Annotated in this window: 22 protein-coding genes; 14 read left to right on the forward strand and 8 right to left on the reverse strand. The window is 72.1% G+C overall.

The genetic code is table 11. From position 1 onward, the window contains the following. Positions 1-82 precede the first annotated feature (82 nt). Positions 83-376 carry a type II toxin-antitoxin system VapB family antitoxin gene (locus M8C13_RS41575; protein WP_247759489.1) on the forward strand — a complete coding sequence of 98 codons (294 nt, stop codon included), beginning with the start codon at positions 83-85 and terminating at the stop codon, positions 374-376. On the opposite strand, the gene M8C13_RS41580 is transcribed toward M8C13_RS41575, so the two are convergent. The 3 genes from M8C13_RS41580 to hemW are packed head-to-tail and all read right to left on the reverse strand — an operon-like array spanning position 373 to position 2,472. Beyond that, a complete protein-coding gene (locus M8C13_RS41580) occupies positions 373-732 on the reverse strand; it encodes a hypothetical protein (protein ID WP_252486342.1) in 360 nt (119 codons plus the stop codon). The genes M8C13_RS41575 and M8C13_RS41580 overlap by 4 nt on opposite strands. Continuing rightward, positions 729-1,217, reverse strand: coding sequence for a hypothetical protein (locus M8C13_RS41585; protein ID WP_252486343.1), 489 nt, complete (start codon positions 1,215-1,217; stop codon positions 729-731). Before M8C13_RS41585 ends, M8C13_RS41580 begins: the two co-directional genes overlap by 4 nt. Positions 1,218-1,254: 37 nt before the next feature. Beyond that, complete coding sequence (hemW, locus tag M8C13_RS41590) at positions 1,255-2,472, reverse strand: radical SAM family heme chaperone HemW (RefSeq protein WP_252486344.1); 1,218 nt, start codon at positions 2,470-2,472, stop codon at positions 1,255-1,257. An 84-nt stretch (positions 2,473-2,556) separates the two neighbouring features. On the opposite strand from hemW, the gene M8C13_RS45920 reads away from it, so the two are divergent. From M8C13_RS45920 to M8C13_RS41645, 12 genes are all read left to right on the forward strand, one after another. Next, the gene (locus tag M8C13_RS45920; RefSeq protein ID WP_349497452.1) at positions 2,557-2,649 is read left to right on the forward strand and encodes a putative leader peptide; all 93 of its coding nucleotides are present in this window, start codon (positions 2,557-2,559) and stop codon (positions 2,647-2,649) included. Between the two features lie 124 nt (positions 2,650-2,773). Next, positions 2,774-4,459, forward strand: a complete 1,686-nt coding sequence (locus tag M8C13_RS41595) for a nitrite/sulfite reductase (RefSeq protein WP_252486345.1) — start codon at positions 2,774-2,776, stop codon at positions 4,457-4,459. Next, positions 4,456-4,614, forward strand: a complete 159-nt coding sequence (locus M8C13_RS41600) for an Insertion element protein (protein WP_252486346.1) — start codon at positions 4,456-4,458, stop codon at positions 4,612-4,614. Before M8C13_RS41595 ends, M8C13_RS41600 begins: the two co-directional genes overlap by 4 nt. Next, positions 4,611-5,306 (forward strand): phosphoadenylyl-sulfate reductase, encoded by a 696-nt coding sequence (locus tag M8C13_RS41605; RefSeq protein WP_252486347.1) that lies wholly within the window; start codon positions 4,611-4,613, stop codon positions 5,304-5,306. Before M8C13_RS41600 ends, M8C13_RS41605 begins: the two co-directional genes overlap by 4 nt. Positions 5,307-5,317: 11 nt before the next feature. Next, the gene (gene cysD / locus M8C13_RS41610; protein WP_252486348.1) at positions 5,318-6,229 is read left to right on the forward strand and encodes a sulfate adenylyltransferase subunit CysD; all 912 of its coding nucleotides are present in this window, start codon (positions 5,318-5,320) and stop codon (positions 6,227-6,229) included. After that, positions 6,229-7,566, forward strand: coding sequence for a sulfate adenylyltransferase subunit 1 (locus M8C13_RS41615; protein WP_252486349.1), 1,338 nt, complete (start codon positions 6,229-6,231; stop codon positions 7,564-7,566). The genes cysD and M8C13_RS41615 overlap by 1 nt, the downstream gene beginning before the upstream one ends. A gap of 32 nt (positions 7,567-7,598) precedes the next feature. Further along, complete coding sequence (locus M8C13_RS41620; RefSeq protein ID WP_252486350.1) at positions 7,599-8,690, forward strand: ABC transporter substrate-binding protein; 1,092 nt, start codon at positions 7,599-7,601, stop codon at positions 8,688-8,690. Between the two features lie 10 nt (positions 8,691-8,700). Continuing rightward, complete coding sequence (locus M8C13_RS41625) at positions 8,701-9,489, forward strand: ABC transporter ATP-binding protein (RefSeq protein WP_252486351.1); 789 nt, start codon at positions 8,701-8,703, stop codon at positions 9,487-9,489. Next, on the forward strand, positions 9,476-10,360 hold the full coding sequence (locus tag M8C13_RS41630) for an ABC transporter permease (protein WP_252486352.1): 885 nt from the start codon (positions 9,476-9,478) through the stop codon (positions 10,358-10,360). Before M8C13_RS41625 ends, M8C13_RS41630 begins: the two co-directional genes overlap by 14 nt. Continuing rightward, positions 10,360-11,127, forward strand: a complete 768-nt coding sequence (locus tag M8C13_RS41635; RefSeq protein WP_252486353.1) for a sirohydrochlorin chelatase — start codon at positions 10,360-10,362, stop codon at positions 11,125-11,127. Before M8C13_RS41630 ends, M8C13_RS41635 begins: the two co-directional genes overlap by 1 nt. 76 nt (positions 11,128-11,203) lie before the next feature. Beyond that, complete coding sequence (locus M8C13_RS41640; protein ID WP_252486354.1) at positions 11,204-11,839, forward strand: cyclase; 636 nt, start codon at positions 11,204-11,206, stop codon at positions 11,837-11,839. A gap of 87 nt (positions 11,840-11,926) precedes the next feature. Then, positions 11,927-12,703, forward strand: coding sequence for an enoyl-CoA hydratase family protein (locus M8C13_RS41645; protein WP_252486355.1), 777 nt, complete (start codon positions 11,927-11,929; stop codon positions 12,701-12,703). Between the two features lie 22 nt (positions 12,704-12,725). On the opposite strand, the gene M8C13_RS41650 is transcribed toward M8C13_RS41645, so the two are convergent. Both M8C13_RS41650 and M8C13_RS41655 read right to left on the reverse strand, forming a co-directional pair. Beyond that, complete coding sequence (locus M8C13_RS41650) at positions 12,726-13,334, reverse strand: superoxide dismutase family protein (protein ID WP_252486356.1); 609 nt, start codon at positions 13,332-13,334, stop codon at positions 12,726-12,728. Between the two features lie 60 nt (positions 13,335-13,394). Further along, positions 13,395-14,153: a GNAT family N-acetyltransferase gene (locus M8C13_RS41655; protein ID WP_252486357.1), complete on the reverse strand. Its 759-nt coding sequence runs from the start codon at positions 14,151-14,153 to the stop codon at positions 13,395-13,397. Positions 14,154-14,178: 25 nt separating this feature from the next. Between M8C13_RS41655 and M8C13_RS41660 the strand changes: the two genes are divergently transcribed. Continuing rightward, positions 14,179-15,105, forward strand: a complete 927-nt coding sequence (locus tag M8C13_RS41660) for a hypothetical protein (RefSeq protein ID WP_252486358.1) — start codon at positions 14,179-14,181, stop codon at positions 15,103-15,105. Here M8C13_RS41660 and M8C13_RS41665 read toward each other — a convergent pair. The 3 genes from M8C13_RS41665 to M8C13_RS41675 are packed head-to-tail and all read right to left on the reverse strand — an operon-like array spanning position 15,102 to position 16,022. Beyond that, positions 15,102-15,392, reverse strand: coding sequence for a barstar family protein (locus tag M8C13_RS41665; protein WP_252486359.1), 291 nt, complete (start codon positions 15,390-15,392; stop codon positions 15,102-15,104). The genes M8C13_RS41660 and M8C13_RS41665 overlap by 4 nt on opposite strands. Beyond that, positions 15,389-15,841 carry a ribonuclease domain-containing protein gene (locus tag M8C13_RS41670; RefSeq protein ID WP_252486360.1) on the reverse strand — a complete coding sequence of 151 codons (453 nt, stop codon included), beginning with the start codon at positions 15,839-15,841 and terminating at the stop codon, positions 15,389-15,391. Before M8C13_RS41670 ends, M8C13_RS41665 begins: the two co-directional genes overlap by 4 nt. Then, on the reverse strand, positions 15,828-16,022 hold the full coding sequence (locus tag M8C13_RS41675; RefSeq protein ID WP_252486361.1) for a hypothetical protein: 195 nt from the start codon (positions 16,020-16,022) through the stop codon (positions 15,828-15,830). The genes M8C13_RS41670 and M8C13_RS41675 overlap by 14 nt, the downstream gene beginning before the upstream one ends. Positions 16,023-16,092: the final 70 nt, after the last annotated feature.

Here is a 16,092-nt window from a genome sequence, read left to right on the forward strand (position 1 = left end):
GGCGGTCGCGTGCGAGGCTCGGCGGACACGCCCTAGGGTCTGGTGTGGGGTGCTACGCGCGAGTGGCGGCAGGGAGGCCGGGGTGATCTTCAAGGACGTCCGGGACGGGCGGCCGTACCCGGACCACGGGCTGAGTACCAGGGAGTGGGCGAAGATCCCGCCCCGGCCGGTCCGGCTGGACGAGCTGGTGACCACGAAGAAGGTGCTGGAGCTGGACCGCCTGCTCAGCTCCGACTCCACCTTCTTCGGCGACCTGTTCGCCCACGCGGTCCAGTGGCGCGGGGAGATGTTCCTGGAGGACGGGCTGCACCGGGCGGTGCGGGCGGCGCTCCAGCAGCGCAACTTCATCCACGTCCGGGTGCTGGCGCTGGGTTAGTCAGTAGCCTTGGGGTGCCCGGTGCCGGCCGCCTGCACCCAGACGGTGTGCCGGTCCTCGTCGAGCAGGTACCAGATCCGGCCGCCGCCGGTGACCTCGATCTGCCACTGCGGCAGGGTGCGGCCGCCGTGGCTGCCGGTGGCCAGCGAGCGGCGGAGCTGGTGGTGCCTGCTGGTCGGCTTGCCCGGTCCCGGACCGGGTTCCGCGCGCATCGTCTCCCAGGCCTTGCGCAGGTTGCCGGGGGCGGTGTTCTCCAGGTCCTGCCAGCCCTTGACCGCCTCGGTGGTGCTGAACCGGATCTGCCACTCCGCGCCGATCGCCGGGGGTGCGACCGGATCGCCTTTCTTCGGACTCACGCCCGCGTCGCCTCCGGTGCCGGGACTTCGCCCAGGTCCTCTCCGTCCTTGCGCAGGGTGGCCAGCAGTTCGGGGTCGGCGTGCACCTCGGCGGTGTGCCGCCATTCGGTGATCAGCTGGACCACCGGGGCGGGATTGCCGAGGGAGTTCGCCGCTTCCAGGATGTCGACCAGCTCGACCACGAAGGCCCGCACGTCCTCCCTCGGCAGGAAGCGCACCCACGGGAAGGCGGTCGGCATCACCTCGGTGACCAGGTCCCTGACCTCGGCGCTGTGCTGCATGAGCGCGACGAACAGGGCAGTGGTGGTGGAGACGACCTCCCGCACCTCGGCGGCCCGGCTGGCGGTGACCAGCACCAGGTCTTCCTCATCGCCCCTGCGGTGGACGCGCACCGACCGGCTCGGCGACTCCTGCAGCTTGCGCACGGTGTCGACCGGCTTGTTGGAGAGGTCCGAGAAGTTGACCTCCGGCGCGCTTGTGGTCATAGCTGCAAACTACTTTAAAACTTGGGGCGACGCCAGCTCACGGCACCAGTCGCCGGACCACCGCGTCGGCCAGCAGGCGGCCCTGGTCGGTGAGCACGCAGCGCCCATCGGCCAGGCTGGCCGGGTCGAGCAGGCCGTCCGCGGCGGCCACCCGCGCCTCGCGGCGGCCCGCCTCGTCCAGCACCGTCACCGGCAGGCCCTCGACCAGCCGCAGCTCCAGCAGGATGCGCTCCACGTCCCGGTCCTGCGCGGTCAGCGTCTCCCGGCCCGCCGCCGGTGAACGGCCCTCGGCGAGCAGGGCGGCGTAGCGGCTGGGGTGCTTGACGTTCCACCAGCGCACCCCGCCGACGTGGCTGTGCGCGCCCGGTCCCGCGCCCCACCAGTCGCCGCCGAGCCAGTAGCCCAGGTTGTGGCGGCAGCGGGCGGCCTCGTCGGTGGCCCAGTTGGAGACCTCGTACCAGGTCAGACCGGCCCGCTGGAGGGTCTGGTCGACCTGTTCGTAGCGTTCGGCCAGCACGTCGTCGTCCGGGCTGGGCAGCTCGCCCCGGTTGATCCGGCGGGCCAGCGCGGTGCCCTCCTCGACGATCAGCGCGTACGCCGAGACGTGGTCGACGCCGCCGGCCAGGACCACGTCCAGGGACTCGGCCAGGTCCTGCGGGCGTTCGCCGGGGGTGCCGTAGATCAGGTCCAGGTTCACGTGCTCGAACCCGGCGGCCCTGGCTTCCTTCGCCGCGGCGCGGGCGCGGCCGGGTGTGTGCGTGCGGTCCAGGATCTGGAGCACGTGCGGGGCGGCGGACTGCATGCCGAGGGAGACCCTGGTGTAGCCGGCGGCCAGGATGCCGGCGAAGAACTCCGGGGAGGTGGACTCCGGGTTGGACTCGGTGGTCACCTCGGCGCCGGGGGCCAGGCCGAAGGTGTCCCGGACCGCGCCGAGCACCGCGGCCAGGCCGTCCGCGCCGAGCAGGGACGGGGTGCCGCCGCCGACGAAGACGGTGTCCGCGGCCGGTGGGCTGCCCAGCACCCGGGCGGCCAGCTCCAGCTCCTGGCGCAGCCCGGTCAGCCAGGACTGCGGGGAGGCGGAGCTGCCCAGCTCACCGGGGGTGTAGGTGTTGAAGTCGCAGTAGCCGCAGCGGGTCGCGCAGAACGGCACGTGCACGTACAGCCCGAACGGTCGGGTGCCGAGGCCGGTCAGGGCGGTGGCGGGCAGCGCGCCGTCCTGGGGCGCCGGGTCGCCGTCGGGAAGTACGGAAGGCATAGCAGCAGTCTCTCAATCCGTCTCACCATCCCACTATGCGGATGGCGGTAGACCCATCCCGGGACGCGTGGCACGCTGGTCGTCGTGACCTCGCCTGGACGACGCCTGTTCCTCGTGGCCCGCCGCCACGTGGACTACCTGCGTGTCTCCAGCGCGCTCTGCCGACGGTACGTCTAGTCGGCCGCTGCATTTCTCTTTGCCAGCCGGCGACGGGCGTCCCGGCTGAAGATCCCCATCCCACCATGTGAACCCTGGGGCTTCGACGGTGCGCACGGCCGCCTCGAATCCCGGAGGTCGGACCATGGTCCCCCCAACCTCTCCCCCGGCGCGGGCCGTGAAACAGCGCCGCGGCGAAGGGCAGTGGGCGCTGGGCTACCGCGAGCCGCTGAACCCGAACGAGCGCTCGAAGAAGGACGACAACCCGCTCAACGTGCGGGCCCGGATCGAGAACATCTACGCCCGCGGTGGCTTCGACTCCATTGACCCGGCCGACCTTCGCGGACGTTTCCGCTGGTACGGCCTCTACACCCAGCGCAAGCCCGGTATCGACGGCGGCCGCACGGCCGTGCTGGAACCGGAGGAGCTCGACGACGAGTACTTCATGCTGCGGGTGCGCGTCGACGGTGGCGCGCTGAGCACCGAGCAGCTGCGGGTGCTGGGCGAGATCTCCCAGACCTACGCCCGCGACACCGCCGACATCACCGACCGGCAGAACATCCAGTACCACTGGATCCAGATCGAGGACGTGCCCACGATCTGGGAGAAGATCGAGGCGGTCGGCCTGAGCACCACCGAGGCCTGCGGGGACAGCCCGCGGGTGGTGCTCGGCTCGCCGGTCGCCGGGATCTCCGCCGATGAGGTCATCGACGGCACCCCGGCCATCCAGGAGATCGTCAAGCGCTACATCGGCGACCCGGCCTACTCGAACCTGCCACGCAAGTTCAAGAGCGCCATCTCCGGGTTGCAGGACGTGGCGCACGAGGTCAACGACATCTCCTTCGTCGGCGTCGACCACCCCGAGCACGGGCCCGGCTTCGACCTGTTCGTCGGCGGCGGCCTGTCCACCAACCCGATGCTGGCCAAGCGGCTCGGCGTGTGGGTGCCCCTGAACGAGGTGCCCGATGTCTGGGAAGGCGTGATCAGCGTCTTCCGCGACTACGGCTACCGGCGGCTGCGGCACCGGGCGCGGATCAAGTTCCTGGTCGCCGACTGGGGCGTGGAGAAGTTCCGCGAGGTGCTGGAGACCGAGTACCTCAAGCGGAAGCTGCTCGACGGGGTCGCGCCCGAAGCCACCGCGCCGATCGACCACGTGGGCGTGCACCGGCAGAAGGACGGCAAGTTCTACATCGGGGTCGCGCCGGTCGCCGGGCGGGTGTCCGGCTCGATCCTGCTGGACGTGGCCAAGGCGGTGGAGCGGGCCGGGTCCCGCCGGATCCGGCTGACCGCGCAGCAGAAGCTGGTCGTGCTGGACGTGGCAGAGTCCGAAGTGGACAGTCTGGTGGACGAGCTGGCCGCGCTGGGCCTGCACGCCAAGCCCTCGCCGTGGCGGCGCACCACCATGGCCTGCACCGGCATCGAGTTCTGCAAGCTGGCCATCGTGGAGACCAAGGCCCGCGCCGCGCGCCTGGTCGAGGAGCTGGAGCGGCAGCTCGCCGACGTCCAGGACACCCTGGCCGAGGCGGCGATCAGCGTGCACATCAACGGCTGCCCCAACTCCTGCGCCCGGATCCAGACCGCGGACATCGGGCTCAAGGGCCAGATCGTGACCAACGGCGAGGGCCAGCAGGTCGAGGGCTACCAGGTGCACCTGGGCGGCGGGCTCGGCCTGGACGCAGGCTTCGGCCGGAAACTGCGCGGGCACAAGGTGACCGCGGCCGAGCTGGGTGAGTACGTGGCGCGGGTCGCGCGCAACTTCGTGGCCCAGCGCACCGAGGGAGAGCGGTTCGCCCAGTGGGCGGCCCGCGCCGAGGAGGCCGATCTGCGATGAGCGAACGAGCGACGCCGTTCTACTGCCCCTACTGCGGGGACGAGGACCTGCGACCGGAGGAGGAGCCGCACGGCGCGTGGGGCTGCACCGCCTGCCAGCGGGTGTTCTCGCTGAAGTTCGCCGGCCTGCGACGCCCGGTGGAGGTGACCCGGTGAGCACCACGACCGATCTCCAGGCCCTCGCCGAGCGGGCCGGTCAGGAACTGGCCGAGGCCACCGCGACCGAGGCGCTGACCTGGGTCGCGGAGACCTTCCCGCTGGAGCGCTGGATCCTGGCCTCGAACATGCAGGACGCGGTGCTGATCGACCTGGCGGCCAAGGTCACCAGCGGTTTCGACGTGCTGTTCCTGGAGACCGGGTACCACTTCCCGGAGACCATCGGCACCCGAGACGCGGTTGCCACGGTGTACCCCGTGAACATCGTCAACGCGCTGCCGGACCTGACCGTGGCCGAGCAGGACGCCGAGCACGGGCCGAACCTGTTCGAGCGCGCGGCCGACCGCTGCTGCGCGATGCGCAAGGTGATCCCGCTGCGGCGCACGCTGTCCCGCTACGACGCCTGGGTCACCGGCGTGCGCAGGGTGGACGCGCCGACGCGGGCGAACACGCCGATCGTGGGCTGGGACGAGCGCAACGGGCTGGTCAAGATCAACCCGATCGCGGCCTGGACCGACGAGGAGTTCAACGCCTACATCGCCGAGCACGGCATCCTGGAGAACCCGTTGGTGGGCGCGGGATATCCGTCCATCGGCTGCGCACCCTGCACGGCCAAGCCGTTGCCGGGCGCGGACCCGCGCAGCGGTCGCTGGGCGGGCAAGGCCAAGACCGAGTGCGGACTGCACGGGTGAGGGCGGGGGGAATGACGAGCACGCTGCGACCGGCCCAGGACAACTTGACTGCCCTGGAGTCCGAAGCGATCCACATCTTCCGGGAGGTGGCCGGGGAGTTCGACCGGCCGGTGATCCTGTTCTCCGGCGGCAAGGACTCCACGGTGCTGGTGCACCTGGCGCTCAAGGCCTTCTGGCCGGCGCCGGTGCCGTTCACCCTGCTGCACGTGGACACCGGCCACAACTTCGAGGAGGTCATCACCTTCCGGGACGAGCTCGTCGCCCGGCACGGGCTGCGGCTGGAGGTCGCGCACGTGCAGGACTGGATCGACGACGGCCGCCTGCAGGAACGCCCGGACGGCACCCGCAACCCGCTGCAGACCGTGCCGCTGCTGGACTCCATCACCGCGCACAAGTTCGACGCGGTCTTCGGCGGCGGCCGCCGGGACGAGGAACGCGCCCGCGCCAAGGAGCGCATCTTCAGCCTGCGCAACGCCTTCGGTCAGTGGGAGCCCAAGCGGCAGCGGCCCGAGCTGTGGAACCTCTACAACGGACGGCACCGGCCGGGCGAGCACGTCCGGGTGTTCCCGCTGTCCAACTGGACCGAGCTGGACATCTGGCGCTACATCGAGCGGGAGCACATCGAGCTGCCCTCGATCTACTTCGCGCACCAGCGCGATGTCTACCTGCGCGACGGCATGTGGCTCACCGAAGGCCCGTGGGGCGGCCCACAGCCGGGCGAGACCGTGCTGCACAAGACCATCCGGTACCGCACGGTCGGCGACGGCTCGTGCACCGGGGCGGTGGAGTCGCAGGCGAGCGACCTCGCCGCGGTGATCGCCGAGGTCTCCGCCTCCCGGCTCACCGAACGCGGCGCCACCCGCGCCGACGACCGGCTCAGCGAAGCGGCCATGGAAGACCGGAAGCGAGAGGGTTACTTCTGATGACCGACCTGCTGAGGCTGGCCACCGCCGGATCCGTCGACGACGGCAAGTCCACGCTGGTCGGCCGCCTGTTGTACGACACCAAGTCCGTGCTCGCCGACCAGCTGGAAGCAGTGCAGCGGGCCAGCGTCGACCGCGGGCTGTCCACACCGGACCTGTCCCTGCTGGTGGACGGCCTGCGCTCGGAACGCGAGCAGGGCATCACCATCGACGTGGCCTACCGCTACTTCGCCACCCCCCGGCGCAGCTACGTGCTCGCCGACACCCCCGGACACGTGCAGTACACCCGCAACACGGTCACCGGCGCGTCCACCGCGCAGCTGGCCATCCTGCTGGTGGACGCGCGCAAGGGCGTGATCGAGCAGACCAGGCGGCACGCGGCCGTGCTGGCCATGCTCGGCGTGCCGCAGCTGGTGCTGGCGGTCAACAAGATCGACCTCATCGACTACGACGAGGCCAAGTTCGGGCTGATCGCCAAGGAGTTCCTGGCGCACGCCAACGCGTTGGGCTATCCCGAGGAGTCGGTGCTGTCCGTGCCGGTCTCCGCGCTGGTCGGCGACAACGTGGTGGACCGCTCCGAGCGCACCCCCTGGTACACCGGACCGACCCTGCTGGAGCACCTGGAAACCGTGCCGGTGCAACCGGATCCGCACGACGCGCCGTTCCGCTTCCCGGTGCAGTACGTGATCCGGCCGCGCACGCCCGAGTACCCCGACTACCGGGGCTACGCGGGCCAGGTGGCGGCCGGGGTGGTGCGGCCGGGCGATGAGGTCGTGGTGCTGCCCGCCGGGCTGCGCAGCACCGTGGTGCGCATCGACACCGCGGACGGCGAACTCACCGAAGCGGGGGCCGGGCAGTCGGTGACCCTGTTGCTGGACAACGATTTGGACATCTCCCGTGGCGACCTGATCGCCAGTGCGGAACACTCTCCCTCAGTCAGCGACGAGCTCAACGCCACCGTCTGCTGGCTGGCGGAGAAACCGTTGCGCGCCAACGCCAGGGTCCTGATCAAACACGGCACCCGCACCGTCCCCGCCATCGTCACCGAGCTGTCCGACCGCTTCGACGAACAGCGCCTGTCCACTGTGGACACGCCGGACTCGCTGGAGCTCAACCAGATCGGCCGGGTGCTCATCCGCACCGCGGAGCCGCTCCCGGTCGACGAGTACACCAGCAGCAGGCGCACCGGGTCCTTCCTGGTGATCGACCCGAACGACGGCGGCACCCTGGCCGCCGGCCTCATCGGCGCCCCCCTGCCCATCCCGGATGTCCACGAGGACGCCGGACTCGGCGACGCGACCGCCGACGACCGAGCCCTCGTCTCCCCCGGCCCCTAGCCATCTCTGCCTTGTCTCCCAGGAGGAATCCCGTGCGCACCCCGCGACGCCGCCATCGCGTCCTGCCCGCAGTGCTCGCCGCCACCGCGCTGGTCGCCGCGGTGAGCGGCTGCACCAGGGCCGCCGAGTCGACCGCCCAGGCGAGCGACTCCGGACCGGCGGCGGAACTGCGACTCGGCTTCTTCCCCAACGTCACGCACGCCCCGGCCCTGGTCGGCATCGACGAGGACCGCAAGTTCATCGCCAAGGAGCTGGGCGGCACCAAGCTCAGCACCCAGGCGTTCAACGCCGGACCCTCGGCGGTGGAGGCGCTGCTGGCCGGGTCGCTGGACGCGACCTTCATCGGGCCCAACCCGACCATCAACGCCTTCACCAAGTCCAACGGCAAGGCGATCCGGTTGATCGCGGGCGCGGCCACCGGCGGCGCGCAGCTGGTGGTGCGCAAGGAGATCACCGGCCCGCAACAGCTCAAGGACAAGACCATCGCCACCCCGCAGCTGGGCGGCACCCAGGACGTGGCGCTGCGGGCCTACCTGGCCCAGCAGGGGCTGAAGGTGGAGACCACCGGCGGCAAGGACGTCAAGATCGCCAACACGGAGAACCCGCAGACCTTCGACGCCTTCCGCACCGGCCAGCTCGACGGCGGCTGGCTGCCCGAGCCCTGGGCCTCCCGCCTGGTGCTGGAGGCAGGCGGCAAGGTGCTGGTGGACGAGCGGGACCTGTGGCCGGGCGGCAAGTTCCCCACCACGGTGCTGATCGTGCGCACCGAGTTCGCGCAGAAGCACCCGGCGACGGTGCGGGCACTGTTACGTGGACATGTTGCCGCGACCAAGTTCCTCAACGACAGCCCGGCCGAGGCCAAGAAGACGGTCAACGCCGCGCTGGGCAGGTACGCGGGCAAGCCGCTGCCGGAACCGGTGCTGGAGCGCTCGTTCAGCCAGATCGCCTTCAGCACCGACCCGGCCGCGAGCACCTTCCCCAAGCTGTCCAAGGACGCCGTGGCCGCCGGGGTGGCCAAGCAGGAGTTCGACCTCAAGGGACTCGTCGACCTGACCGCGCTGAACGAGGCGCTACGGGCCGCCGGGCTGCCCACCGCTGACGCATCCGGACTTGACGGAAAGTGAGGGCACGGTCATGACCGCGACTCTGGAACACCTTCGCCCGTCCGGCCACCTCGCCGAGGCGGTGGTGCACCTGGACAACGTGACCAAGTCCTTCGGCCGCGGCGCGAACACCGTGGTGGCCCTGGACGGGGTCGAGCTGACCGTGCGGCCGGGCGAGTTCGTCTGCCTGCTCGGCGCCTCCGGCTGCGGCAAGTCCACCCTGCTCAACCTGGTGGCCGGCCTGGACAAGCCGACCGCGGGCACCGTGTCCGTCCACAGTGGACGGCCCGCGGTGGTCTTCCAGGAGCCCGCGCTGATGCCCTGGCTCACCGCGGCCCGCAACGTCGAGCTGCCGCTGCGGCTGCGCGGCCTGGGCCGGGCCGAGCGCGCGGCCACCGCGACCAAGCTGCTGGACCTGGTGCGGCTGGCCGAGGTCGGCCGCAAGCGCCCGCACGAGCTCTCCGGCGGCATGCGCCAGCGGGTCGCGCTGGCCCGCGCGCTGGCCACCACCCTGGACGAGGCCGAGGGCGGCAACCCGTTGCTGCTCATGGACGAGCCCTTCGCCGCGCTGGACGCGATCACCAGGGACGCGCTGCAGGGCGAGCTGCGCCGGATCTGGGAGCGCACCGGCACCGCGGTGCTCTTCGTCACCCACGACGTGCGCGAGGCGGTCCGGCTCGGCCAGCGGGTGGTGCTGCTGTCCTCCCGGCCGGGCCGGGTGGTGCGCGAGTGGGCGATCAACGAACAGGACACCGGCAAGCTGACCGAGGAGATCACCGGCCACCTCCGGGAGGTGATCTCCAGCCATGGCCGTTCCTGAGGCCAAATCCGGCGAGGACCTGGCCGCGCTGGAAGCCGGGCTGGACGCCCTCGACGCGCCGACGACTGCCCGCTCCCGCGGCGGCTGGCTCCGGTTCGCCCGCACGGTGCTGCCGCCGCTGGTGGCGCTGGCGCTGATCCTGGTGGTGTGGCAGGTGTTGTGGGCCTCGGCGATCGAGCCGGAGTACAAGCTGCCCGCCCCGCTCACCGTGGCCGGGGTGCTGTGGGAGCGGATGCTGGACGGCCAGGCCTGGGAGACGCTGTGGGTCTCCACCCACCGCGCGGTGCTGGGCTTCCTGGCCGCGGTGGCCATCGGCACCCCGCTGGGCCTGGTGGTGGCCCGGATCTCGTTGGTGCGCGCGGCGATCGGGCCGTTGCTGAGCGGGTTGCAGAGCCTGCCCTCGGTGGCCTGGGTGCCGGCCGCGCTGCTGTGGCTGGGCCTCAACGACTCGATGATCTACGCCGTGGTGCTGCTGGGCGCGGTGCCCTCCATCGCCAACGGCCTGGTCGCCGGGATCGACCAGGTGCCGCCGCTGCTGCTGCGGGTGGGCACGGTGCTGGGCGCGGGCCGGTTGCAGTCCGCCCGGCACGTGCTGCTGCCCGCCGCGCTGCCCGGCTACCTGGCCGGGCTCAAGCAGGGCTGGGCGTTCTCCTGGCGTTCGCTGATGGCCGCGGAGATCATCGCCCGCTCGCCGGACCTGGGCATCGGCCTCGGGCAGATGCTGGAGGAGGGCCGCCAGCTCACCGACATGTCGCTGGTGATCGCGGCGATCCTGTTGATCCTGCTGGTCGGCATCGGCGTGGAGCTGCTGTTCTTCCGTCCCTTGGAGCGCGTGGTGCTGCGCGCCCGCGGCCTGGCCACGGCGGTGTGATGGACCACGGGATCCCGCTGGTCGCGGTGGCGCACGGCAGCCGCGACCCGCGTTCGGCGGCCACCGTGCACGAGCTGCTCACCGTGGTCCGCGCGCTGGCCCCCGGCCTGGACGTGCGCTCGGCCTTCCTGGAGTTGTCCGCGCCGCGCCTGGGCGAGGTGCTGACCGGCCTGTACGAGCAGGGCCATCGCGAGGTGGTGGTGGCCCCGCTGCTGCTGGGCCGGGCCTACCACGCCAAGGTGGACCTGCCCGGCGCGGTGTCCGAGGTGGTCACCCGGCTGCCCAGGCTGTCGGTGCGGATCGCCGACGTGCTCGGCCCGGACCCCCGGCTGGAGTCGGCCGCGCTGCGCAGGCTGGCCGAGGCCGGCGCGGCGCCCGGCGACCGGGAGCTCGGCGTGGTGCTGGCCGGGGCGGGCTCCTCGCACGAACCGGCCAACGCCACCGTGCGCGCGCTGGCCCGCCGCTGGTCGATGAACGCGGGCTGGGCCGGGGTGGAGGCCGCCTTCGCGGCCAGCGCGCAACCGGAGGTCGCCACCGTGGTCGAGCGACTGAAAGCCCTTGGCGCGCAACGGATCGCGCTGGCCTCCTGGTTCCTGGCCCCCGGCCTGCTGCCGGACCGGGTGATCGCCGCGGCGCGGGCTTCGGGGCTGGACACCGTAGTGGCGCGGCCGCTCGGGGACGACCCCGAGGTGGCCGAGCTGGTGCTGCACCGCTATGCCGAGGCGTGTGCGGCCGAACGGCGCAACCTCACGACTTTAGTGGGTTAACAACAGAATGATCGTCGTGTGAGAATCACCTCTGCCGCCGCCGTGTCGGGAGGAATTTTCTACAGCGAGGTGGGATATGGCCCCTGCACGACGCTCCACCGCTCGACTGTTGCTAGCCGCGACCGCGGTCGTCGCCCCCCTGCTCACCCTTGCCGGTCCCGCCGTGGCCACCCCTGCGGCCGCGGTGAACTTCGCCTGTCAGGCCAGCAGTCCACTCGGTCCGGTTGACGCCACCTTCAGCCAGGACCTGACCGCCACCGCACCGGCCACCGTCGCCCCCGGCGGCGAGGTCACCGCGGTGTTCGACCCCGCGCCGAACAAGGTGCCGGACAAGGTCGGCAACTACACCCTGCGCGAGATCAAGAACTTCCTGCTGACCGTCCCGGTGCCGGCGAACTCCACCTACGTCTCGGCCACCCTCTCCGGCGGCTCCGGCGTGGGCACGCCGACGATCACCAAGGTCGGCAACAACCTGGAGGTCAAGCTGAGCGCGGCGCTCGCCGGCGGCGCGGCCTTCGAGATCCCCACCATCACCGTCAAGCTCACCGCAGGCGCCAGCGGCACCATCGAGACCAAGCTCGGCGGCTCCAGCTTCGCCAACCCCGGCCTGACCTTCACCGCCACCGCGGTCGCGCTCGGGATCCCGGTCGACGCCCCCACCAAGTGCTACCCCAGCCCCAACCCGGCGTTGACCACCACGACGATCGGCTGAACTGCCTCCTTTCAGCCGGTTCCCGACCGCATCGGGGAGAACCGCCCGTCTCCCCGATGCGGTCACTTTTATGTTTAGGGTGCGTGCATGGCTGACGAACTCGTCCACTACGCGGTCGACCGCGGCATCGCCGAGATCACCCTCGACTCCCCGCACAACCGCAACGCCCTCTCCGCCCAGCTCCGCCGCGAGCTGCGCGCGCACCTGAGCACCGCCATCGCCGACGAGGCGGTGCGGGTGGTCGTGCTGGGCCACACCGGCACCGTGTTCTGCTCCGGCATGGACCTCAAGGAGTCCCGCGGCGCCGGTGCGGGCGACCAGGGCGTGAACGAGTTCCCGGCGATCCTGGAACAGATCTGGACCAGCCCGAAACCGGTGGTGGCCAAGGTCGCGGGCCCGGCCCGCGCCGGTGGCGTCGGCATCGTGGCCGCCTGTGACATCGCGGTGGCCACCCACGCGGCCAGCTTCGCCTTCACCGAGGTCCGCATCGGCGTGGTCCCGGCGGTCATCTCGGTCACCGTGCTGCCCCGGCTGCTGCCGCGCGCCGCGCACGAGCTGTTCCTCACCGGCGAGAAGTTCGACGCCCAGCGCGCCGCGGCCATCGGCCTGATCAACTCCGCGGTCGCCGCCGAAGACCTGGACACCGAGGTCCGCCGCTACACCGACATGCTCGCCCTGGGCGGCCCGAACGCGCTGGCCGCCACCAAGGCCATGCTCCGCCGCCCCCCGGCCGCGGGCCTGGGCGAGGACTTCGCGGACATGCTGGAGCTCTCCGCGGCGCACTTCGCCAGCGCCGAGGGCCAGGAGGGCATCCGCGCCTTCGCCGAGAAGCGCCCGGCCTCCTGGGTGCCCGCGGCCGAGTGAGTCCCGGCCGCGGGCGCACCGGCTAGGACTTGAACGGGGCGGTCAGGCAGGCCAGGCGCTCACCGGCGGTGCCCGCCTTGCCGTGGTCGTGGTGGTTGGTGGGGTCGATGTGCAGCACCACCGAGTTGGCCTCGTTCGGCCGCCACTTCCACTCCACCGTGGCCGAGACCTTGGCCGCGCCCGCGGCGTCGGTCTCGAAGTCCAGCCAGACCTCGTTCTTCGGGTTGGCGAAGGCCGGGTCCACCGAGGGCTGCACCGGGTCCAGCTTGTCCTGGTAGTGCGGTCCGGAGTCCGCGGGCTTCGGGCCGCACACCTTGGTGTGCACGTGCGAGCCGTACTTGCGGTTGGGGCGCAGACCGGTGACGTCAAGGGTCACCGTGGTGCGGCCGTCGGCGGAGGCGCCGGTGACCGTGCCCGCCGCGCCCGCGGGCACCAGCTCGGTGTTGTAGACCACGGCGGGTGGCTGGGCGCCGGTGGCCGCCGGTGGGGCGAAGGTCGCCGACACCAGCGGGGCCGGGGCCGCGCTGCTGGTCGCGCTGGAGGTCTGTGGGGAGCCGGTCCCGCCGGACGAGCACGCCGTGAGACCGAGGATCGCCACCGCGGTCAGCACGGCCGGGGTCATTCGTCGCATGCCAGCCGATTCTGGCCCTGCGCCAGGGATCTCGCCAAACCGGGTGCCTCTTTGGTGTCGCTACCGCAGTGCGTGCTCGGTGAACTGCCCGCAGACCTGGAAGCCCAGCCGCCGGTACACCGGCTCGCCCTCGGCCGAGGCCTGGAGCACCGCGGTCCGGTAGCCGGCGTCGCGGGCCAGGTGCAGGGCCGCGTCGGTGATCGCGCCGCCGAAGCCGCGGCGGCGGTGGCTGCTCGCGGTGCAGACGTTGTAGAGCCCGGCGACCCCGGCGTGCAGGGTCACCTCGGCGGTGCACACCGGCTGCCCGTCGGCGTAGCCCACCAGGAACTTCGCCGCGCGGTCCAGTGCGACGGGCTGGGCGTAGTAGGCGCGGACCGTGGCCGAGGGCGGGTCCCACAGCGTGGCCAGCACCCCGGCGTAGTCGGCCAGCTGTTCCGGCGTGCGCGCCACCACCACGTCCAGGCCCTCGGCCCCGCGCGGCGCGGCCAGCTCGTCCAGGCTGGCCCACATCGCGGTCTCGGACTCGGTGGCGGACAGCCCGGCCGCGCTCAGCCGCGCGGACAGGTCACCCGGCGTCGAGGCCGGGCCGACCCACCAGGAGAACGGGCGGCCGGTGCGGCGCAGCGCCTCGATGGTCTCGGCGATCCGGCGGTCCGCGGTCGCCTCGGTGAACCGGGCCCCGGCGATGATGTTGAAGGTGTCATCGGCCAGGCCGCTGTCGGCGTAGAACAGGTCCGCGGCCCGCACCACCCGCGCCGGGTCGTGCAACAGGCTCGCGTGCCGGGCGAGATTGGCCTCCATCTGGTCCAGCGACTCCATGTTCCACACCATAGGCTCGATCTCCGTGCCGAAGATCTTCGCCAGGCGGTTGTGCTCGCTGCCCGAGGCGCGCGAGGGCCTGACCTACGGCAGCCCCGAGCTGGAGGCGGTCCGCGCCGCGACCCGCGCCGGGGACCGGACCGCGGTGGCCGCGCTGATCGCCTGCGCGCACGACTCCGACGACCGCTCCGACGCCGTGCTGGTCGCCGCGGCCACGGTGCGCGCCGGGCACGGGACCTCGGTGCCGCAGTGGCTGCTGGAGTGGGTGACCAGCGAACCGGGCGACCCGATCGGGTGGATCGTGCGCGGTGCGGTGGAGGTGCTGCGGGCCGAGACCTTGCCGAGCGCGCTGCCTTCGGCCGAGGTGATGTGCGCCCGCGCCGCCGAACTGGACCCGGCCGACCCGACGCCGTGGGTGTGGCTGGTGCAGCTGGCCCGCGGCCAGCGGCTCGGTCCGGCGGAGACCGCGCGGCGCTGGCACCGGCTGCGCGCGCTGGCCCCGCAGCACCTGCGCGGCCACGAGCAGCTGCTCGCCTCGCTCTCGCCCAGGTGGGGCCACCCGCCGGAGGCCAGGATCGCCTTCGTCACCGAGGCCGCGGCCACCGCGCCGGTCGGCTCCGCGCTGAACCTGCTGGTCTTACGCGGCCACATCGAGCAGTGGGCGGAGTTACCCGGCCGCGCGCGCCGCCGGTACCTCGACCGCGCCGACGTGCGCGAGCAGGCGCGGGCGGCGGTGGCGCGCTGGCAGCACCCGCACGGCGTGGACCCCAGGGCCAAGATCAGCGGGCACAACCTGGTCGCGTTCTGGCTCTCGCTGTGCGGTGAGCACCAGCTGGCCCGCCCGCACTTCGAGGCCACCAGGGGGCACGCCGACCGGTACCCGTGGTCCTACCTGCGCACCGACTTCTTACGCGCCTACCTGCGCGGCAGGCGACGCTCTGGCCTGGTCTAGGCGCTGACCTGGACGGTGAGCCGGGGGTTGGCCGCGACCGCGTCCGCGAGCACCTCGCTGATCCCGGCGAAGGCGGCCGGATCGCTGCGCCGCAACACTTCCGCGTGCGTCCAGTGCAGCCGGTGCTCGCCGGGCGGCAGCCAGGACAGGTCGGTGAGGCAGTCGTAGAGGGCGTCCAGGTTGACGCCGAAGTAGTCCGGGAAGGACAGCGCCCGCGCGAAGGCCTGCAGGACGGCCCGCTTGGTGCGCAGCTCGCTGCCGTCGACCACGTGCTCCACCGCTGTCATCGGTTCGGGTCCACCTTCACGAAGGTCTCGTAGTGGTCGCCGGTGTAGTACAGCTCCTTGCCGGACCCGGTCACCAGCCGCCGCGCGCCGCGGGTGCGCTCGCCCGGCGTGGGCACGGTGTACTCGCGGTAGTAGCCCTTGCCCTGCGCGGGCAGCCGCTTCTCCCGGTTCTGGAACTCCACCCCGTCCCGGTCCGGGTACGGGAACGGCCCGTTGCTCTGGATCAGCTTCCAGGTCTTGGCCGCCTCCGCGGGCAGCTTGGACAGCGCCTCGGTGACGTCCCCGCCGGCGCGGGTGGCCTTTCCGGCGCTGGTGGAGACCGCCGAGCCCGTGCTAGTGGACGGCGGCGCGGCCGAGTTCCCGCCGAGCAGGTCGCGGCCGAGCCAGCCGAGGAGCACCAGGGCGATCAGTCCGGCCAGGGCCAGGGTGATGCGCTTACGAGAGGTCACTGTTGCGGCCCCGGATCTTGGAGAGTCCAGCGGAGACCTGGTCGACGCCCCGGTCGATTCCCCAGGCCAGCGCCCAGCACACGGGCAGCAGCACGGCCATCACGAGCAAGAACTGGAACGGGAACCACTGCTGGGCGAGCCACAGCCCGACCGCGTCCCAGGAGTCCGCCAACCACTGCACGGCCCCGAGCCTACGCCGGAGGGCCGCCGTGACCGGCATCACGGGCGGGTGAGAGGGACAGGCGATAGGT

It is taken from the genome of Crossiella sp. SN42 (assembly GCF_023897065.1).
Taxonomy (GTDB): domain Bacteria; phylum Actinomycetota; class Actinomycetes; order Mycobacteriales; family Pseudonocardiaceae; genus Crossiella.